Origin of the sequence: Ramlibacter albus (assembly GCF_014297445.1) — a bacterium.
Classification (GTDB): Bacteria; Pseudomonadota; Gammaproteobacteria; order Burkholderiales; family Burkholderiaceae_C; genus Ramlibacter; species Ramlibacter albus.
This window is the reverse complement of the sequence record NZ_JACORU010000002.1, coordinates 148,645-167,329: the sequence shown is the minus strand read 5'-3', so window position 1 is coordinate 167,329 and position 18,685 is coordinate 148,645. Positions and strand designations below refer to the sequence as shown.

The following is an 18,685-nucleotide window of genomic DNA, read 5'->3' as shown; positions in this document are numbered from 1 at the left end:
AGGACGTGGCCGACAAGTGCAGGCCTCCGGCTCCTACGCGACAGCAAGCAAAACAAAAAGCCGCCCGGGGGCGGCTTCCTGCATTCGCGTGGAACGGGTTACTTCGTGTCCAGCACGACCTTCTTGCCGTCCTTGTACTGGTACAGGGAGATGGCGGGGTTCTTCAGCTCGCCATTGGGCTCGAACTGCACCGTGGTCGTCACGCCCTTGTAGTTGGACTTGCCGATTTCAGCGGTGTAGACCTTGGGGTCGGTCGACTTGGCGCGCACCATGGCGTCCACCAGCACATGCACGGCGTCATAGACGTACGGGCTGTAGACCTGGAACTGGTTGGGGTACTTCTTGTCGTAGCGCTCCTTCCAGGCCTTGCCGCCGGGCATCTTGTCCAGCGAGGCGCCGCCTTCGGCGCAGACCACGTTGCCCAGCGTCTTGGCGCCGCCGGAGAGCTTGGCCAGTTCCGCCGTGCAGATGCCGTCGCCGCCGAAGTACTTCACGTTCGCGAGGCCCAGCTGCTCCATCTGGCGCAGCATCGGGCCGGCTTGCGGGTCCATGCCGCCGTAGAAGATGGCGTCGGGGGCCTTGGCCTTGATGGCCGTCAGGATCGACATGAAGTCGGTGGCCTTGTCGTTGGTGAACTGCTCGTCGACGACCTGCAGGCCCTTGGACTGCGCGGTCTTCTTGAACACCTCGGCGACGCCCTGGCCGTAGGCCGAGCGGTCGTCGATGATGGCGACCTTCTTCAGCTTGAGCTTGTCGGCGGCGTACAGGGCCAGGCCGGCGCCCAGCGCGTTGTCGTTGGCCAGCAGGCGGAAGGTGGTCTTGTAGCCCGGCTTGGTCAGGTTGGGGTTGGTGGCCGACGGCGTGATGTGCGGGATGCCGCAGTCGTTGTAGATCTTGGAGGCGGGGATCGTGGTGCCCGAGTTCAGGTGGCCGACGACGCCGGCGACCTTGGCGTCGCACAGCTTCTGCGCGGCCGCCGCGCCCTGCTTCGGATCCGCGGCGTCGTCTTCGGCGACGAGCTCCAGCTTGACCTTCTTGCCGCCGATGGTGACACCCTTGGCGTTGAGGTCTTCGATCGCCATGCGGGCGCCATTCTCGTTGTCCTTGCCGTAGTGGGCCTGGGCACCCGAGACAGGAGCGACGTGGCCGATCTTGACCACCATGTCCTGCGCCATGGCGACGCCGCTGATGGCGGCGATCGCCGCTGCGACCGTCAATTTCATTTGCATGTGAACCTCCAGAGGATTGGAAATAGGTTGAGTTATCGAGTGGCTCAACGGGCGCGAACGATATCGCAAAAAGCGGGCCGCATCCATCAGGGTAAGAATCTAGGTTTCAACCCGGTCAACCCGATCAGGGTTTGGGCGAGCGCAAGGAAGCCGCATTCATCTCGCCGGCCAGCGCGTCGGCCACCGCCTCGCGCACGACGGACTCCACCTCGGCCCGCAGCAGCGGCGCGAGGTTGCGCGTCTGGTCCACGATGACGGCGGCCACCGCCTCGCGCAGCCGGCGGTCCAGCGTCTGGTCCACGCGCTGCATGATGCGGTGGACCCATTGCTCCTCGGTCATGCCCTGCACGCCCAGGGGCGCGGGCGTGGCCGCGGGCGGTGCATGCACCACCTCGGTCAGGGTGGGCACGAAACGGGGCGGGTTGCGGCCGGTCGCCACTAGCGCATCTCCTTGGTGACGACGTTGTAGTGCCGCACCGAATAGCCGCGGTCCTTGTAGTGCCGGGTGCGCGCGCGGCCGTCCAGGCGGTCCTGCTCGTCCTGGGTCACCACCTCGACCAGCCGCTCGAAGCGCTCGAAGCCTTCCGGCACGCCGGGGCCGACGTTGAGCAGCACCTGGTGGTGCGGCGTGCCCCGCGCGGAGTCGGCCAGCACGACAGGCGATTTCGCGACAACCTCGTCCGCCGCGTCGCGCGTGTAGCAGTGCGGGATGAACTCCAGGGCCTCGAAAGTCCACAACGCGACATCCAGGCGGCGCAGCGCCTCGGAATCGCCGGTGACGACGACGCGGTTGCCCTTGCCCGCCATCAGCTGCACGAGCTTGCAGACGTGGCCCACCTTGTCCGCCACGTTGTAGTGGAACGTGACCTCGGTCATCAGCCTTTCGCAGCGGCCTTGGCCTTCTTCGCGGGCCTGGAGACCGAGCCGCCCTCTTCTTCCTGCGCCATGATGTATTCGAGAAGCAGGCCCACGGGGCGGCCCGTGGCGCCCTTGGCGGGGCCGCCCTTCCACGCGGTGCCCGCGATGTCCAGGTGGGCCCACGGGTAGTTGGCCGCGAAGCGTTGCAGGAACTTGGCCGCGGTGATGGCCCCGCCCGCGCGGCCGCCCACGTTGGCGACGTCCGCGAAGTTGGTCTTCAGGCCCTCGCCGTACTCGTCGTCCAGCGGCATGCGCCAGCACGGGTCCAGCGCCTGCTCGCCCGCGACGGTCAGCGCCACGGCCAGGTTGTCGTCCGTGGCGAACATGCCGCTGCGGACGTTGCCCAGCGCGATCACGCACGCGCCGGTGAGCGTCGCGATGTCGATCACGGCCTTGGGCTTGAAGCGCTCGGCATACGTGAGCGCGTCGCACAGGATGAGGCGGCCTTCCGCGTCGGTGTTCAGCACCTCGATGGTCTGGCCGCTCATGCTGGTGAGGATGTCGCCCGGCTTGTACGCCGCGCCGTCGGGCATGTTCTCGCAGCTGGGGATGAGGCCGACCACGTTGACCTTGGGCCTGATCTCCGCCAGCGCCCGGAACGTGCCCAGCACGCTGGCCGCGCCGCCCATGTCGAACTTCATCTCGTCCATCTCCGGCGCGGGCTTGATCGAGATGCCGCCCGTGTCGAAGGTGATGCCCTTGCCGACCAGCACCACGGGTGCCTGGTCCTTCGGGCCGCCGTTGTACTTCAGGACGATGAAGCGCAGCGGCTCGGCCGAGCCCTTGGCCACGCCCATGAAGGAGCCCATGCCCAGCTTGGCCACTTCCTTGGGGCCCAGTACTTCGGCGGTGATGCCGTTGCTCTTGGCGAGCTTCTTCGCCTCTTCGCCGAGGCGCGTGGGCGTGGCGTAATTGGGCGGCAGGTTCGCGAGCTCGCGTGCGAACTCGATGCCGGCAGCGGCACCACGCGCGCGCTCGAAAGCCGCTTGCAGCGGGCCCGCGTTCGCGACGCCGATCGTCACGCTCCTGAGCTCGCGGGCTTCGGGCTTGGACTTGGTCGCGACATACACGTAGCTGCTGTCGGCCGTGCCGCACACCGCGGCGCGCACCGCGTCTTCTTCCGCGCCCTCGGGCAGCAGGATCACCAGCTTCTTCGCGCTCGTGCCCTTGAGCGAGCCCACGGCGGACTGCACCGCCGACTGCACCTTCTTGCCGGAACCATCGCCCACGCTCGCGAGGATCACCTTGGTCGCGGCGATGCCCTCGGCGCGGTACGCGTGCAGCATCTTGCCGGGCTTGGGCTCGAGGTCGCGCGCGGACACGGCCGCGCCGACGAGCTTGCCCACGGGGTCCTTGCCCTGCTTCGCGCCTTCGGGCACGAGCACCAGCAACACGTCGCACTTCTGCGCCGCCGCTTGCGCGGGGCTCAGGGTCTTGAGTTCGAAGTCCATAATCCGGGCTTGTCTTTATAGAAGCGCCCGATGTTATTCCATTCGTCCGTCCGCAAGGAGCTGGCCCGCAGCTTCGGGGCGACGCTGGTCGTGCTGGTGACGATCGTGATGACGATGACGCTCGTGCGCACGCTGTCGCAGGCCAGCCGCGGCAGCGTGAACCCGCAGGAGATCATGATGGTGATGGGCTACACGATGCTCGGCTACCTGCCGCTCGTGCTCACGCTCAGCCTCTTCACCGCCATCGTCGGCACGCTCTCGCGCATGTACCGAGACAGCGAGATGGTGATCTGGTTCTCCGCGGGCCGCGGGCTCTCGGCCTTCATCAAGCCGCTGTTCCAGTTCGCGTGGCCGGTGCTGGTGGTCATCGCCATCCTGGCCCTCATCATCTGGCCCTGGGCCAACCAGCAGACGCGCGACCTGAAGGACCGCTATGGCCGCCGTGGCGACCTCGAACGCGTGGCGCCCGGTCAGTTCCAGGAGTCGGCCAGCGGCCGCCGCGTCTTCTTCCTCGAGAAGGACACCCCGGACAACAAGTCGGGCCGCAACATCTTCATCAGCACCGTCGAACACGGCAAGGAGACGGTCACCTCCGCGCGCAGCGGCCGCGTGGACATGGTGGGCGACGACCAGTTCCTGATGCTCTCCAACGGCCAGCGGCTGGAGACGAGTTTGGCGGACCGCACGCTTCGCATCAGCGAGTTCGAGGAGCACGGCAGCCGCGTCAATTCGGCGGCGCTGATGCCCAGCGACGACCGGCCGGCCAAGAGCCTGTCCACGCTGGCGCTGGTCATGCAACCCACGCGGCCGAACCTCGGCGAGCTGGCCTGGCGCCTGGGCCTCGCGCTGGCCGCCGTCAACTTCGTGGTGCTGGCCATCACCGTGTCCAACGTGAACCCGCGCGTGGGCCGCAGCGGCAACCTGGTGTTCGCCCTCTTCGCCTTCGTCGTGTACTACAACCTGCTGAACCTCGGGCAGTCGTGGATCGCCAATGGGCGCGCCGGCATCACCGGCTTCATGCTGGCGCTGCACGGCGCGGTGTTCCTCGCCGCGGCGTTCTGGCTGGGCAAGCAGCACAACAACTGGAGCCTGCGCGCGATGCTGCGGCGGCGCCGTGCAGCGGCATGAGGACGATCCGCCGGCTGATCTTCCGCGAGGTGGTGCTCTCGGTGCTGTTCGTGGCGCTGGGCTTCCTGTCGCTGTTCTTCTTCTTCGACTTCGTCGAGGAGCTGCCCGACGTCGGCAAGGGCACGACACCCTACCACCTCACGCAGGCGCTGGTGTACGTGAGCCTGATGATCCCCAGCCACCTGTACGAGCTGCTGCCCATCGCGGTGCTGATCGGCACCATCTTCGTGATGGCGCGGCTCGCGCAAAGCTCGGAGTACACCATCCTGCGCACGAGCGGCCTCGGGCCGTGGCGCGCGCTGCGGACGCTGATGGTGCTGGGCCTGCTGTTCACGCTGCTCACTTTTGCCTGCGGCGACTACCTCGCGCCCGTTGCCGACCGCGCGGGGCGCCTGCTGAAGGCGCGCTTCGAAGGCGGCATCTCGGTCGGGCAGACCGGCGCGTGGCTGAAGGAGCGGCAGCGCTACAACTCGTACAGCGTCAACGTGGGCGTCATGGACCCGGACGGCAACATGCGCGCCATCCGCATCTTCGAGACCGATTCGCGCGGCTTCCTCGTCTCCGTCACGCAGGCGCAGAAGGGCCGCTTCGTCGAGGGCGGCTGGCTGCTGGAGGGCGCCGAGCGCACCGAATTCCCCGAGGCCAATTCGACGCAGGCCAAGGTGGAGCGCACGCTCAACCCGCGCCTGCACTGGCCCACCGAGATCTCGCAGGAGATGGTGTCGGTGGCGCTGCTCAAGCCGGACCGCATGAGCACGCTGGCGCTCTTCGAGTACATCCGCCACCTCGAGGCCAACAGCCAGACGTCGCAGCGCTACGAGATCGAGTTCTGGCGCAAGGTGTTCTACCCGCTGTCGTGCCTGGTGATGGTGGTGCTGGCCCTGCCCTTCGCGTACCTGCACTTTCGCAGCGGCGGCATCACGACCTACGTGTTCGGCGGCGTGCTCGTGGGCATCAGCTTCTTCATGCTGAACAACGTGTTCGGCTACATCGGCAATTTGCGCAGCTGGGTGCCGTGGATCACGGCGGCGGCGCCGGGGTTGATCTACACCGGGTTCTCGCTGGGCGCGTTCGGGTGGCTGGTGCTCAGGCGATGACGCGAGCGGTGATCCTGTTCGGGCATGGGTCGCGCGACCCGCTGTGGCGCGCGCCGATGGATGCGGTGGCCGAGCGCGTCGCTGCGCAGGGCCTGCCCGTGCGCTGCGCTTTCCTGGAGTTGCAGCCTCCGGACCTCGCGACGGCCGCCGCAGAGCTCGCGGAGGGAGGGGCAACGCAACTGACGATCGTGCCGATGTTCCTCGGCATGGGGCGGCATGCGCGCGAAGACCTGCCGCGCCTCGTGCAAGACCTTCAGCGCCTGCGGCCCGGCCTGCAGGTGCATGTGCGCCCTGCCGTCGGCGAAGACCCCCGCGTGCTGGAACTCCTTGCGAGCATCGCGGGCGCCTGAGCGCCCCGGCGACTCGCCCGCCCTCACGCGGGCCGAGTCTCCTCCAGCCAGTACAGGTCACCCTCGGACACAAGCTTCAACGGCACACCGGCGTTGGCCAGGTAAAGCCGAAACACTTCCAACTCGGTGAAGCGTTGGTTCGGGTGCAACGACGACTCGCCCAGAAGCTGCTGCGCGGTGATTCGGCCAGGGGTCAGCAGCCTGTCGAGCTGCTTGGCCACGGAGACTGGGATCTTCTCCCAGATCGTTCCATCCCGGCTGATGACTCTCGCCGTCTGGCGACCCTCGAGGTCGGTCGCCCTTTCGGTGTGATACCTGGCACCCAGGCCGCTGGCCGCGTAACCCGGGCTCGATCCGGTGCCGGAACTGGCGCTCGAAGCCGAATGCGCCGGCGGGTCCTGCGGAAGGTGCACGCGCACCTTGGCAGGATCGCCGCTCGATGGGCCGGGGCGCCGTGGACGCATTTCTTCGTAGATGGCCGTCGTGGCCTTCAGGGTCTTGGCATCGACGGCGTCTTCCTTCGCGAACAAGCTGTCGACCTCGTCGGCGTAGCGACGGGTCAACCCGTCCAGCTCGTCTTCGGCTTTCTCCAGGCGGACATCTGCCGAGTAAAGCCGGCAGGGAGCGCAGCAACAGGTGCAGGTCAAGGAAAGGGCAGTGGCCACGGCTCCCGCGCCCCCCAGGAGGCCGCCGCCAACCTTGAGGCTCCCTGTGGCCATCAAGGCGACTCCGGAAATGGAGAGGCCCGCAAATGCAAGTCCCCCGAAACATCCCATGGGTGCGCCCATCTCGCGGCAAAAACGGCCGGCATCAGCAACGTCTTCCTCTGCACCCACAACCGCGCCCTTTGCATGTGCCACCGCCTCCGCGGCCCTCTCGAGCTCTTGCCAACTCGCCAGACGCACGCCCTCGGGCAACTGCTCATGGAACCACGTGGCGATGTCCCACCCCTGCGCCGGGTCCAGCAGGAAGAACACCGTCTCCCTGGCAGGCGTCTGCCCACCTTTCGTGTCCTTGGACAGGCCGATGTACTTCAGGACGATCTCTTGAAGCGGTACGGGCAAGCTGTTGATCGGCAGCTCGACGGCGGCCGCCGGGTGACACGGCCGGCCGGCCGGCGTCAGTGGCAAGCGATGGGCCGGGGTGGACCCGGCACGTTCCTGCGGCGGGTGCAGCGTGACTCCCAGCGGCGTGCGCGGGAGAAACGGCCCCTTCGTTTCGTCGGATTGCGCGCCGCGGAAAGGCGCAGTTGCGCGGGGGTGGTGCGGAGGAAGACCTGAAGGGCCGGGCATGGGATATCCCTTTCTTTCTCAAGCGTTGGCGGTTGCGATCGAATCCCAGAACGCCTCGCACGCCCGGGCCATCTGCTGCAGTTCCTGCCACAGGTCCTGCGCGGTCGGCGTGCTCGACAGGCGAAGCAAGGTGGTGGCGACCACGACGTCCGCGTCCGGGTGAAGGCTGAGCACGCAACTGCCGCGGCCCATGAAGTTGGCGTCGAGCATGGCGCCCGCCAGATGCGCCGCGCCCGCCGGCAGGTCGCCGACCGTCATGCGCACCTGCAGCAGGTCCTCGCCGTGGCGTGGGTTGTGTTCGAGGACCACCTGCCTGCCTTCGATGCACAACTGCCGGTGCACCAGGAAAGCCTCCGGGTCCGCATGGCCGCACACCCGGGCCAACTCGCCAAGCAGGCTGTGGAATTGTTCGCTCGTCATGCGTGGCCTCCGTGTTGGCTGCAGGCCTCGTCCCAGAGGCGCTTGCCTTCGATGGCGGCTTGCGAAAGATGCGCCCAGAGCTCTTGCGCCGACATCCCGGACGCCTGCGGCGCGTCGAGCGTGGCCGCCGCTTCGCTTGTGAGCGGCACAGTGCCGAAGAAGCGGCTGCCGGCGTAGCTTGCGGTGTAGTTGGCTTTCAGCAGAGCCTTGGCATCGGGCGCGCCTCGTGCACTCAAGTCGCCCACGTGGACATGGAACCTCATGACGTCCCCGGCTGCGGAACTTCCGTTTTCGATCGTGACGTCCACCTCGCCCACCTTCACGCGGCCGGTGTCGACAAGCTGCGACGGGTCAGCCAGGCCGCCCAGGTGGGCGAGCTCCAGCAAGAGAGCCTTGAATCTTTCGTCCGTCATGGGGCACCTCGCAGTCGATGGATATCCCATGCGTGCCGCCCGGCCAGGGCTCTGTTCCTCGACCAGACCTGTGGATCGGCTTCACTGCTGTTGCATAATGATTTCTCCCGTTAGAAGAAATCGAATATGAACCTCCACCAGTTCCGTTTCGTCCAGGAGGCGGTGCGCCGCAACCTGAACCTCACGGAAGCCGCCAAGGCGCTGCACACGTCGCAGCCGGGCGTGTCCAAGGCCATCATCGAGCTGGAGGAAGAGCTGGGCGTGGAGATCTTCGCGCGGCACGGCAAGCGCCTGAAGCGCGTGACCGAGCCCGGCCAGCACGTGCTCAAGAGCATCGAGCTCATCATGCGCGAGGTGGGCAACTTGAAGCGCATCGGCGAGCAGTTCAGCGCGCAGGACAGCGGCACGCTGTCCATCGCCACCACGCACACGCAGGCGCGTTACGTGCTGCCGATCCCGGTGGCGAAGCTGCGCGAGCAGTACCCCAAGGTGAGCGTGAGCCTGCACCAGGGCTCGCCCGACCAGGTGGCGCGCATGCTGATCGACGAAGTGGCCGAGATCGGCATGGCCACCGAATCGCTATCGGACTACCCGGACCTCGTCACCCTGCCCGCCTACGAATGGCAGCACGTGCTGGTGCTGCCGCTCGCGCACCCGCTCGCGAAGAAGGAACGCGTCACGCTGGAGGACATCGCGGCGGAGCCGCTGGTGACCTACCACCCCTCGTTCACCGGCCGCACGCGCATCGACACGGCGTTCGCGCAGCGCAAGCTCACGCCGCGCATCGCGCTGGAGGCGATCGACTCCGACGTGATCAAGACCTACGTGCGCCTGGGCCTTGGCATCGGCATCGTTGCCGAGATGGCCGTGCGCGACGGCGACAACAATTCCGACCTCGCGGTGCGCCCGCTCGGCACACTGCTCGGCACCAACCACGCGCGCGTGGCGTTCAAGCGTGGGGCGTACCTGCGCAACTTCGTCTATCGTTTCGCCGAGCTCCTCTCCGACCGCCTCGACCGCAACCTGATCGCCAAGGCCATGAGCGGCCACGGCCACGACTACGACCTCTGAGCAGTACCTTTCCATGAGCACGATCGCCCGCACGCCCCCCGTCGAAACCAAGCTGCCCGCCGTCGGCACGACCATCTTCACCGTGATGTCGGCCCTGGCCACCGAGAAAGGCGCCGTGAACCTCGGGCAGGGCTTTCCCGATTTCGACTGCGACCCCAGGCTGGTGAACGCGGTGACCGAGGCCATGCAGAAGGGCCTGAACCAGTACCCGCCGATGACGGGCATCCCCCAGCTCCGCGAAGCGGTGGCGAACAAGATCGAGGCAATGTACGGGCGCAAGTACGACCCGGTGTCGGAGATCACGATCACCGCCGGCGCGACGCAGGCGATCATCACGGCCATCCTCGCCATCGTGCGCCCCGGTGACGAGGTGATCGTGCTGGAGCCCTGCTACGACAGCTACGTCCCCAATATCGACCTCGCCGGCGGCAAGGTGGTGCGCGTGCCGCTGGTGCCGCACACCTTCCGTCCCGACTTCGCGAAGATCGCGGCGGCCATCACGCCGCGCACTCGCGCCATCCTGGTCAACTCGCCGCACAACCCCAGCGCCACGGTGTGGACGGCCGACGAGATGCGGCAACTGGAGGAGCTGCTCGCCCCCACGGACATCTTCGTCATCAGCGACGAGGTGTACGAGCACATGGTCTACGACGGCCAGCAGCACCAGAGCGCCGCGCGCTTCCCGGGGCTCGCCGCGCGTTCGTTCATCGTGTCGAGCTTCGGCAAGACCTACCACGTCACCGGCTGGAAGGTGGGCTACGTCGCCGCCCCCGCGCCGCTGAGCGTGGAGTTCCGCAAGGTGCACCAGTTCAACGTGTTCACCGTCAACACGCCGGTGCAGCACGGGCTCGCGTCGTACATGGCCGACCCGCAGCCTTACCTGCGGCTGCCCGCCTTCTACCAGCACAAGCGCGACCTGTTCCGCGCAGGCCTCGCGCGCACGCGCTTCGAGCTGCTGCCCAGCGAGGGCAGTTATTTCCAGTGCGTGGACATCTCGAAGGTGAGCGACTTGTCCGAAGAAGAGTTCTGCAAGTGGCTCACGTCCGAGATCGGCGTGGCGGCGATCCCGCTGTCGGTGTTCTACGGCAACGGCTTCGACCAGCGCGTGGTGCGCTTCTGCTACGCGAAGAAGGACGAGACGCTGCGCACGGCGCTGGAGCGGCTGGCGAAGCTGTAGTTCACGCCTGCAGCGGCAACTGCAGCGTGAAGGTGGCCCCCGCGCCCGGCCCGTCGCTGCGCGCGCGCAGCGTGCCGCCCATCTCGCGCGCCGCCACCGCGCAGCTGTGCAGGCCGAAGCCGTGGCCGCCGGGCTTGGTGGTGAAACCGTGCGCGAACATGTGGGCCAGGTCCTGCGGTGCGATGCCGCAGCCCGTGTCCGTGACTTCCACGGTGGCGCCCTGCGCGTCCTGCCGCACAACCAGCCGCAGCGCCCGCTCGCCCTGCACGTGCTCCATCGCATGGCGCGCGTTTTCCAGCAGGTTCAGCAGGATCTGCATCACCCGGGTGCGGTCCAGCGGCACGGCCTGGGTGGGCCCGTAGTCGCGCGTCACAGCCACCTGGTGGCGTGCGAGCGCGTCCTCGTGCATGCGCAGCGCGTCGTCTGCGACTTCGGCCAGGGTGGCCGGCTCCAGCACGCCGCTGGTGCCCGCATACGACTGCTGCATGGCGACCACGTTCTTGATGTGGTCCACGCTCGCGTCCAGCCGCTGCAGCTCGCCCAGCAACTGCTCGCGCTCCTCGGCGAGCGCGTCGGCCAGCTCGCGCAGGTAGCGCGGCAGCACCCTGCCCTTGCCCGCATGGGTGAAGAAGGCCGGCAGGTCGTCCGCGTTCTCCTCCAGCAGGGCCGCGAGGTCGGCCACGCGCGCCGCGCGCGACTCGCTCACCTGCGCGCGCAGCATGTGCGCCGACGTGTTGACGCTGTTCAGGACGTTGCCCACGTTGTGCAGCACGTTGGTCGCGATCTGCGCCATGCCGGCGCGATGTGCCGCTTCGAGGATTTCGCGCGTCTGCTCGCGCACGCGCTGCTCCAGGCGGTCGTAGCGGCGCTCGGGTTCCTTTTCCAGCAATCGCATGACGAGGTCGGACAGCGCCTGTGGCAGCGCGGGGCGCAACGCGTTCGGTGCCCGCGGCACGCGCGCCATGTGGTCGTGGATCAGCGCGAGCGGGTCGGCCGCGGCGAAGGGTGGCTGCCCCGTGGCGGCGTGGTAGATCGTCGCGCCGAGCGAATAGAGGTCCGAGCGCAGGTCCGCGCCGCGGCCGCTGCGGCCGGTGAGCTCCGGCGCGAGGTAGGCGAGCTCGCCGCGGATCTCGCGGTGGTGCGTGAAACGCGGCTGGCCTTCGCCAAAAGTGCTCGCCAGGCTGAAGTCGCCCAGAAGGGGCCTGGCCGCGTCGCCTGCCGCGAGGTGGACGCTGCCCGGATGCACGTTTGCGTGCAGCACGCCGCGAGCGTGCACCGCAGCCAGGACGCGCGCAAGCCCCGCCGCCAGCGAAAGCACGTCCGCGACGGCCAACGGCCCCACGCCCAGCGCGCACATCAGCGACTCGCCCTCAGGAACACTGCGGACGACGCCGTCCACACCTGACAGCCGCGCGAGCACCCGCTCCTCGCCACCGAGGCGCTCGAAGGTGGCCGCATCCACGCGAGTTGTCATCCAAGGGGCCCCGCCCGCCGACGGCGGTGCGTCCATTCTTCCGCGACTCACCCGCCTGTCAAGCGGCCTAGCACTGGATCGAATTGCGGCAGAACTTCTCGAGCTCGCGCACCGTGCTCCTGCCGGCCACCGCGTTCTTCGCGTTCGGCGCTTCGAGGCTCAGTTTGGCCTCGTACTTCTTGAAGAAATCGTCGAACAGTTCGCCGCCCATCGTCGCATAGGCGGTGAGCGAATCGGTCTTCGCGTCGTGCTCCAGCAGCACCGCCGCGAGCGGCTGCGGCGCGGGCCCGGACAGCACTTCGGCACCCTTGGCCGGGTCGTACTGGCTGTGGTCCGCGCAGCAGTGGATCAACTCGTCCTGCACGCCGCGCTGCGCGCGCTTCTTGCGGAAGCTGATGAAGCTCACGTCCTTCGTCGGGTACACGAGCTGGTGCGCGCAGATCGCCGAATACGCGACGACGCTCTTTTGCCTGCCGACGCCGCCCGGCCACGCATAGGCCACGCGGTCCTTGGTGCTCAGGGCTTGCGGCAACGCGGGCTTGCCCAGGTCCAGCAGGAAAGCGGGCGTGGCCTCGAACGGGTAGTGGAAGACGTAGTTGGTGTGCGGCTTCAGGCTGGCGGCCTTGATCGGGTCGCCGCGTTCGTCGACGAGCACCGCGCGCGCGTACGACTTGACCTTGCCGTTGCCGGCCAGCGCGTCGAAGCTGGCCGCGGAAACAAGCGCGCAGGAGCCGATGAAACTTCTTCGATCCACGCATCCAAGTTAATCCGCGCGCCCTCCCCTTGCATTGGGCCTTCTACCGTCAACTATTTAGCTGAGCCCACACCTTTTCTAGCCTTTTGATACTCACCGGCTGCGGCGTGCGCAGTTCCTGTGCGAAAAAGCTCACGCGCAGCTCCTCCAGCAGCCAGCGCAGCTCCTGCATCCTTTCGTCCACAGCGCCCTTGCGCTCGGCGACGAGGCGCCAGTAGCGCTGCTCCTGCGGCCTGAGTTCGGCCAGGCGCTGGGCGTCGCGCGCGGGGTCGGCGCGCAGCTTGTCCAGGCGCAGCACGATCGCCTTGAGGTAACGCGGGAAGTGCTGCAGGCGCGGCCACGGCGTGGCGGCGACGAAGCGCTTGGGCATGAGCCGCTGCAGCTGCTGCAACGCGTCCGCGGTGGCCTCGGGCGCGTTCTTCGTGTCCTTGATCTTGCGCGCGGCGGTGGCGTAGTCGGTGAGGATCGTGGCGGCCAGCCGCGCGACTTCGTTGGCGATGAGGGTGAGGCGCCCGCGACCTTCTTCGAGACGGCGCTTGAACGCGGCTTCGTCAGCGGGCAACGGGTCCATCAGGAAGGCGCGGTCGATGGCGACGTCGATGACCTGGTCGCGCAGTTCCTCCTGCGTGCCCAGCGGCATGTAGGCCACGGCCATCTTCTGCAGGTCGGGGATGTTCTTCTCGAGGTACTTGAGCGCGTCGCGGACCTGCAGCGCGAAGAGGCGCCGCAGGCCTGCGCGGTGCTTCGCGGCGGCGACTTCGGGTTCGTCGAAGACTTCGATCGTGACGGCGTCGCCCTGGTCGATGAGCGCCGGGAAGCCGACGAGCGAGGTGCCGCCCTTGCGAACTTCCATCAGCTCGGGGAGTTCGCCGAAGGTCCAGGCCGTGTGCCTCTGTTCCCCGTCATTCCCGCGCAGGCGGGAATCCAAGGCGTTGGAAGCTTTGGATTCCCGCCTCCGCGGGAATGACGGTTCTGCCGCCACGGCTGCGGGTTTGACCGTGAGGCCCGCCAGCGCCTGGAACGCCCCGCGCGCCTGCGCACCGAGCTCCGCCTTCAGCGCGCCGAGGTTGCGGCCCATGCCAAGCTGCCGGCCGTGTTCGTCGACGACGCGGAAGTTCATGAACAGGTGCGCCGGGACCATGTCCAGCTTGAAGTCCGCGCGCTTGACGTCGAGGCTCGTCTCGTCGCGCACGACTTTCAGCAACGCGTCGGTGAGCGAGCCGCGCGCCCACTTGTCCTCGCCGGACAGGTCCGATGCGATGCGCGCCGCCGATTCCGGCAGCGGCACGAAGCGCGAACGCGGCTTCTGCGGCAGGCTCTTGAGCAAGGCCTGCACCTTGTCCTTCAGCATGCCCGGCACGAGCCACTCGGCGCGCTCCTCGTTTACCTGGTTGAGCACGAAGAGCGGCACGGTCACCGTGACGCCGTCGCGTGCATCGCCGGGTTCATGGAGGTACGTCGCCGTGCAGTCAACGCCACCCAGCTTCACCACCTTCGGGAAGGCCTGCGTCGTGATGCCCGCGGCCTCGTGCCGCATCAGCTCGTCGCGCGTGAGCTTGAGCAGGTCGGGCTTGCCGCGGCTCGCCTCGCGGTACCAGCGCTCGAAGGTCGTGCCGCTGTACACGTCCTTGGGCAGCTGCTGGTCGTAGAACGCGAAGATCAGCTCCTCGTCCACCAGCACGTCCTGCCGGCGCGACTTGTGTTCGAGGTCCTGCACCTGCTTCACCAGCTTCAGGTTCGCGGCGAGGAAGGGCAATCGCGTTTCCCACTGCCCTTCGACGAGGCCCTCGCGGATGAAGATGTCGCGCGCGCCCTGCATGTCGGCGCGCGCGTAAGGCACGCGGCGGCCGCTGTAGATGACGAGCCCGTAGAGCGTGGCGCGCTCCAGCGCCATCACCTCCGCCTGCTTCTTCTCCCAGTGCGGGTCGAGCAACTGCTTCTTCAGCAGGTGCCCCGCCACCTGCTCGATCCAGTGCGGCTCGATGTTGGCGATGCCGCGGCCGAAGAGGCGCGTGGTCTCCACCAGCTCCGCGCACACGATCCACTTGCCCGGCCGCTTCTTCAGGTGCGCGCCGGGGTGGCGGTAGAACTTGATGCCGCGCGCGCCGAGGTATTCGTCCGCGTCCTCGATCTTCACGCCGATGTTGCCCAGCAGCCCGGACAGCATCGCCTTGTGCAGCTCCTCGTACGACGCAGGCTGCGTGTTCATCCGCCACTTGTGCTCGGCGACCACCGTGTGCAGCTGCGTGTGGATGTCGCGCCATTCGCGCACGCGGCGCACGTTGATGAAGTTGGCGCGCAGCAGCTGCTCGTATTGCCGGTTCGAGAGCTTGTGGTGTGGGCCTTCGGCCCGCACCACAGGTGACGTCACAGGAGTTGTCGCACGCTGCGCGCGCGACGTGCCGTGCCCGCCCTTCGCTTCGTCCAGCCACTGCCACAACCTGAGGTAGCCCGAGAACTCGCTCTTCTCGTCGTCGAACTTGGCGTGCTGCTGGTCGGCCTGCGCCTGCATCTCCATCGGGCGGTCGCGCACGTCCTGCACCGACAGGGCGGAGGCGATCACCAGCACTTCCTCGAGCGCATGGCGCTCGCGGCCTTCGAGGATGATGCGGCCCACGCGCGGGTCGAGCGGCAGGCGGGCGAGCTCGCCGCCCATGGGTGTGAGCTCGTTCGCGTCGTCCACGGCGCCGAGTTCGTTGAGCAGCTGGTAGCCGTCGGCGATGGCTCGCCGTGATGGCGGGTCGATGAAGGGGAAGTCCTCCACCGCGCCGAGGTGCAGCGACTTCATGCGCAGGATGACGCCCGCGAGCGAGGAGCGCAGGATCTCGGGGTCGGTGAAGCGTGGCCGGCCCGCGAAGTCCTTCTGGTCGTACAGGCGGATGCAGATGCCGTTGGCAACGCGGCCGCATCGCCCTGCCCGCTGGTTGGCGGCGGCCTGGCTGACCGGCTCCACGAGCAGCTGTTCCACCTTGCTCCTGAAACTGTAGCGCTTCACGCGCGCGGTGCCCGCGTCGATCACGTAGCGGATCCCGGGCACGGTGAGCGAGGTCTCCGCCACGTTCGTCGCGAGCACGATGCGCCGCCCGAAGTGGTTGTCGAACACGCGGTCCTGCTCCGCCTGCGACAGCCGCGCGAAGAGCGGCAGCACCTCGGCGTTGCGCGTGAGCGGGCTGTGCGAGAGGTGCTTGCGCAGGTGGTCGGCCGCCTCGCGGATCTCGCGCTCGCCGGGCAGGAAGACCAGGATGTCGCCGGGCGCGTTGCCCTTCCACAGCTCGTCGACACCGTCGGCAATGGCATCGTTCAGGTCGAACTCGCGCGATTCCTCGAAGGGATGCCACCGCTGCTCCACCGGGTACATGCGCCCGGAGACGTAGATCACCGGCGCAGGGCCCCTGGTGGAACCGAAGTGCTGCGCGAACCGCTCCGCATCGATCGTCGCCGACGTCACCACGATCTTCAGGTCCGGCCTGCGCGGCAGCAGCTGCCGCAGGTAGCCGAGCAGGAAGTCGATGTTCAGGCTGCGCTCGTGCGCCTCGTCGATGATGATCGTGTCGTAGGCATTGAGAAGCGGGTCGGACTGCGTCTCGGCCAGCAGGATGCCGTCGGTCATCAGCTTGACGGAGGCACCCTTGGAAAGGCGGTCGTTGAAGCGGACCTTGTAGCCGACGACTTCGCCCAGCGGCGTCTGCAGTTCCTCGGCGATGCGTTTGGCCACGCTGGTCGCGGCGATACGGCGCGGCTGGGTGTGGCCGATGAGCTTGCCGCGGCCGTCGGGTGCGTCCAGCTTGCCGCGGCCCATCGCGAGCGCGATCTTCGGCAGCTGGGTGGTTTTGCCGGAGCCGGTCTCGCCGCAGACGATCACCACCTGGTGCTCGGCCATCGCGGCCATGATCTCGTCGCGCTTCGCGGAGACCGGCAGGGAATCGGGGAAAGAAATCTTCAGGGACAAGGGCGGGATTATCCCGCGAAGGCCGAGGCCGGCCGCGTTGCGCTCACCGTTGCGTATCGTCCGCGCCCGGAACTCGCCGCACCGTGCGCGGCACCCACCGGTGGGGCCCTTCCTCCCCATTCCAGGAGCGTTCGATTGAAACACGCCGCCGGCACCCACAGGCTCACCAACACCAACACCAACACCAACACCAACACCAACACCACCGCCGCGCACGCGGCCGCAGCAGGACGCGCCGAGCCCGAGACCTCGACGGAAGACAAGCGGCCCGCGACGTATGCGTGCACCGCAGCCGAGCCGCCGCGCGTCCCAACCGCGGAACCCGAAGTCGTCGTCCACGTGCAGCCACGGGCAGACGGCGAGCATTCGCTGTTCCCGCCTCCCGTGCTCGCGATCATCCTGGCCTGCCTGCCCGACCGGGAGGCTGCGGTTGCGTTCAGCCAGGACTGGGCGCGTGGCGCCGCGCCGCTGCACTACTTCCCACAGGTCGAACGCTGGTCCCAATTGCTCGGCGCCGAGTCCTGGGCCCGCGACAAGGCGGAAACCCTTCTCAAGGCCTTGAACGCAGCCCAGGACGCGTGGGCCGCGCAATTGGCCGCTCAACCGGCCCCGCCGAAACCCCGGCGCGTGTGGCTTGCGCGCGCCGCGCAGGCCGCCCGGTTGGGCAAGGTCAGCCGTCGCCTCGACCCACGGCTGCAGGCTCGGGACACGTCCGACGCGCTCAGGTCGCAGTTGTGGGCCAGGTACGAGGGCTGGCAAGCGGCGGCCAGCGCGTTCGGGCAGGCCTGCATGGATGCGAAAGGCGCGGAAGGCCCCGCGACGGGCGCGTTGGCCTGCCTGCGCGCGCAAGGCCGCGCCGATCCCGGCCACTCGTTCTCCTATGGCGGAGAGAACAGCTACTCCTCCACGCCGGCACCGCGCGCGGGCACGGGTTTGCAGCCGCAGCGCCACACGCACACGCACGTCGAACCCGCGACGGGCGCACAGTACACGCGCACCGTCGAGCATTGGGGTGGCGCCCGCCGGGTCTACACCCAGCGCTTCGGGCCCTCGGGCCACTTCCACACGCACGAGTTCAACGCCGACCTGGCGGGCGGCGCGTCGGCGTCCAGCAGCGGCACCGGCTCGGCGCCGGCCTTGCGGCACGAGGGCGACGGCGGCTGGCACCTGGAGGTGCGCGGCGCCTCCACCTCCGTGTTCGTCGGCGGCGTCGACCGCGGCGCCATCGACGCCGGCCTCGCCGGCGTGCTCGGCCTGCTGCAGGGCGAAGGCCGCATCTCGTTCGACAGGCTGGAGACCTGGATGGACGCGCGGGCCCTTGCGGGCACGCCCGGCTCGATGGTCCTGAAGCTGCGCACGTTGCTTGCCGAAAAGCGCCTGCCGGTGCAGCTGCGCGTCGGCCGGTCGGATGGCGGCACCGGCTGCCTCTGGCTCGAGCCGATCGCCGCGTTGCAGCCGGCCCACCCGGCAGCCCCGCCCGCGGCACCGCTGCTGGCGGCTTTCATCCGGCGCGACCCGCGCGACGAGCAGGTCTGGAACGAAAACGCCTCACCGTGGGAGAGCAACAGCCTGCTCACCAGCCTGCTCGATCCCCAGCGCTGGGCCGGCCGGATCGACAACACGCCACCGTACGTCGTTGCGGACCTGCTGGCCGCGGCGGACCTCGAGTGGCAGCGCGCCGCCGTCGAGGGCATGGTGCGCGAGGGCGGTGGGGCACTCGCGGTTCAACGGCAGCTGCTCGACGCGATCGACGAGGCAGGCATTCGCTGGCCGCCCTCGTTCGCACAGCCCGAGCGTGTGGCACCGTGGCTGCAGCAGCTCGGCATGGGTGAGTTCGCGGGGGCGGTGGGCCGCCCCGTCATGAACGCGCTGCGCATGCGCGTGCTCCATCACGGGGCGTTGCTCCTGGCGCACGCGAGCGCCGGCGAGAGCAAGTCGCGCTAGGCAGCAGGGTCGGCCTGC

The 18,685-nt window shown here is 68.2% G+C and carries 16 protein-coding genes; 6 read left to right on the top strand and 10 right to left on the bottom strand.

Features of this window, described 5'->3' with window-relative positions; genetic code table 11:
- Window positions 1-98 precede the first annotated feature (98 nt).
- The 4 genes from H8R02_RS07640 to H8R02_RS07625 form a co-directional block, all read right to left on the bottom strand.
- Window positions 99-1,229 carry a branched-chain amino acid ABC transporter substrate-binding protein gene (locus tag H8R02_RS07640; protein ID WP_187080793.1) on the bottom strand — a complete coding sequence of 377 codons (1,131 nt, stop codon included), beginning with the start codon at window positions 1,227-1,229 and terminating at the stop codon, window positions 99-101.
- Between the two features lie 124 nt (window positions 1,230-1,353).
- Window positions 1,354-1,668: a hypothetical protein gene (locus H8R02_RS07635; protein ID WP_187080792.1), complete on the bottom strand. Its 315-nt coding sequence runs from the start codon at window positions 1,666-1,668 to the stop codon at window positions 1,354-1,356.
- Window positions 1,668-2,105 carry a DNA polymerase III subunit chi gene (locus tag H8R02_RS07630; RefSeq protein ID WP_187080791.1) on the bottom strand — a complete coding sequence of 146 codons (438 nt, stop codon included), beginning with the start codon at window positions 2,103-2,105 and terminating at the stop codon, window positions 1,668-1,670. The genes H8R02_RS07635 and H8R02_RS07630 overlap by 1 nt, the downstream gene beginning before the upstream one ends.
- Window positions 2,105-3,598: a leucyl aminopeptidase gene (locus H8R02_RS07625; protein WP_187080790.1), complete on the bottom strand. Its 1,494-nt coding sequence runs from the start codon at window positions 3,596-3,598 to the stop codon at window positions 2,105-2,107. The genes H8R02_RS07630 and H8R02_RS07625 overlap by 1 nt, the downstream gene beginning before the upstream one ends.
- 30 nt (window positions 3,599-3,628) lie before the next feature.
- Here H8R02_RS07625 and lptF point away from each other — a divergent pair, with 30 nt between their 5' ends.
- The 3 genes from lptF to H8R02_RS07610 are packed head-to-tail and all read left to right on the top strand — an operon-like array spanning window position 3,629 to window position 6,173.
- Entirely contained in the window at window positions 3,629-4,726 is a 1,098-nt protein-coding gene (lptF, locus tag H8R02_RS07620) for an LPS export ABC transporter permease LptF (protein ID WP_187080789.1), read from the top strand.
- On the top strand, window positions 4,723-5,823 hold the full coding sequence (gene lptG / locus H8R02_RS07615; RefSeq protein ID WP_187080788.1) for an LPS export ABC transporter permease LptG: 1,101 nt from the start codon (window positions 4,723-4,725) through the stop codon (window positions 5,821-5,823). Before lptF ends, lptG begins: the two co-directional genes overlap by 4 nt.
- Entirely contained in the window at window positions 5,820-6,173 is a 354-nt protein-coding gene (locus H8R02_RS07610) for a sirohydrochlorin chelatase (RefSeq protein WP_187080787.1), read from the top strand. Before lptG ends, H8R02_RS07610 begins: the two co-directional genes overlap by 4 nt.
- A gap of 23 nt (window positions 6,174-6,196) precedes the next feature.
- Here H8R02_RS07610 and H8R02_RS07605 read toward each other — a convergent pair whose 3' ends face one another.
- From H8R02_RS07605 to H8R02_RS07595, 3 genes are read right to left on the bottom strand one after another with little or no spacing between them, the layout of a single operon-like run.
- A complete protein-coding gene (locus tag H8R02_RS07605) occupies window positions 6,197-7,465 on the bottom strand; it encodes a hypothetical protein (RefSeq protein WP_187080786.1) in 1,269 nt (422 codons plus the stop codon).
- A gap of 18 nt (window positions 7,466-7,483) precedes the next feature.
- Window positions 7,484-7,885, bottom strand: a complete 402-nt coding sequence (locus tag H8R02_RS07600) for a type III secretion system chaperone family protein (protein ID WP_187080785.1) — start codon at window positions 7,883-7,885, stop codon at window positions 7,484-7,486.
- Window positions 7,882-8,298 carry a type III secretion system chaperone family protein gene (locus tag H8R02_RS07595; protein WP_187080784.1) on the bottom strand — a complete coding sequence of 139 codons (417 nt, stop codon included), beginning with the start codon at window positions 8,296-8,298 and terminating at the stop codon, window positions 7,882-7,884. Before H8R02_RS07595 ends, H8R02_RS07600 begins: the two co-directional genes overlap by 4 nt.
- A gap of 126 nt (window positions 8,299-8,424) precedes the next feature.
- On the opposite strand from H8R02_RS07595, the gene H8R02_RS07590 reads away from it, so the two are divergent.
- Window positions 8,425-9,369 (top strand): CysB family HTH-type transcriptional regulator, encoded by a 945-nt coding sequence (locus H8R02_RS07590; protein WP_187080783.1) that lies wholly within the window; start codon window positions 8,425-8,427, stop codon window positions 9,367-9,369.
- Window positions 9,370-9,382: 13 nt separating this feature from the next.
- Entirely contained in the window at window positions 9,383-10,546 is a 1,164-nt protein-coding gene (locus tag H8R02_RS07585; RefSeq protein WP_222622393.1) for a pyridoxal phosphate-dependent aminotransferase, read from the top strand.
- Between the two features lies 1 nt (window position 10,547).
- Here H8R02_RS07585 and H8R02_RS07580 read toward each other — a convergent pair whose 3' ends face one another.
- The 3 genes from H8R02_RS07580 to hrpA all read right to left on the bottom strand — a co-directional run bounded on the left by H8R02_RS07580 (window position 10,548) and on the right by hrpA (window position 16,663).
- Entirely contained in the window at window positions 10,548-12,020 is a 1,473-nt protein-coding gene (locus H8R02_RS07580) for an ATP-binding protein (RefSeq protein ID WP_187080782.1), read from the bottom strand.
- A gap of 67 nt (window positions 12,021-12,087) precedes the next feature.
- Window positions 12,088-12,774 carry a Rieske (2Fe-2S) protein gene (locus tag H8R02_RS07575; protein ID WP_187080781.1) on the bottom strand — a complete coding sequence of 229 codons (687 nt, stop codon included), beginning with the start codon at window positions 12,772-12,774 and terminating at the stop codon, window positions 12,088-12,090.
- 49 nt (window positions 12,775-12,823) lie between these two features.
- Window positions 12,824-16,663: an ATP-dependent RNA helicase HrpA gene (gene hrpA, locus H8R02_RS07570; protein ID WP_435531268.1), complete on the bottom strand. Its 3,840-nt coding sequence runs from the start codon at window positions 16,661-16,663 to the stop codon at window positions 12,824-12,826.
- 195 nt (window positions 16,664-16,858) lie between these two features.
- Between hrpA and H8R02_RS07565 the strand changes: the two genes are divergently transcribed.
- Window positions 16,859-18,667 (top strand): hypothetical protein, encoded by a 1,809-nt coding sequence (locus H8R02_RS07565; protein ID WP_187080779.1) that lies wholly within the window; start codon window positions 16,859-16,861, stop codon window positions 18,665-18,667.
- Window positions 18,668-18,685 lie beyond the last annotated feature (18 nt).

Coding starts and splice junctions, on each gene's coding strand:
- H8R02_RS07595 (WP_187080784.1), bottom strand. CDS start 8,298: ATGACGGACGAAAGATTCAAGGCTCTCTTGCTGGAGCTCGCCCACCTG.
- H8R02_RS07640 (WP_187080793.1), bottom strand. CDS start 1,229: ATGCAAATGAAATTGACGGTCGCAGCGGCGATCGCCGCCATCAGCGGC.
- H8R02_RS07590 (WP_187080783.1), top strand. CDS start 8,425: ATGAACCTCCACCAGTTCCGTTTCGTCCAGGAGGCGGTGCGCCGCAAC.
- lptG (WP_187080788.1), top strand. CDS start 4,723: ATGAGGACGATCCGCCGGCTGATCTTCCGCGAGGTGGTGCTCTCGGTG.
- H8R02_RS07605 (WP_187080786.1), bottom strand. CDS start 7,465: ATGCCCGGCCCTTCAGGTCTTCCTCCGCACCACCCCCGCGCAACTGCG.
- H8R02_RS07585 (WP_222622393.1), top strand. CDS start 9,383: ATGAGCACGATCGCCCGCACGCCCCCCGTCGAAACCAAGCTGCCCGCC.
- hrpA (WP_435531268.1), bottom strand. CDS start 16,663: ATGGCCGCGATGGCCGAGCACCAGGTGGTGATCGTCTGCGGCGAGACC.
- lptF (WP_187080789.1), top strand. CDS start 3,629: ATGTTATTCCATTCGTCCGTCCGCAAGGAGCTGGCCCGCAGCTTCGGG.
- H8R02_RS07625 (WP_187080790.1), bottom strand. CDS start 3,598: ATGGACTTCGAACTCAAGACCCTGAGCCCCGCGCAAGCGGCGGCGCAG.
- H8R02_RS07580 (WP_187080782.1), bottom strand. CDS start 12,020: ATGACAACTCGCGTGGATGCGGCCACCTTCGAGCGCCTCGGTGGCGAG.
- H8R02_RS07600 (WP_187080785.1), bottom strand. CDS start 7,885: ATGACGAGCGAACAATTCCACAGCCTGCTTGGCGAGTTGGCCCGGGTG.
- H8R02_RS07610 (WP_187080787.1), top strand. CDS start 5,820: ATGACGCGAGCGGTGATCCTGTTCGGGCATGGGTCGCGCGACCCGCTG.
- H8R02_RS07630 (WP_187080791.1), bottom strand. CDS start 2,105: ATGACCGAGGTCACGTTCCACTACAACGTGGCGGACAAGGTGGGCCAC.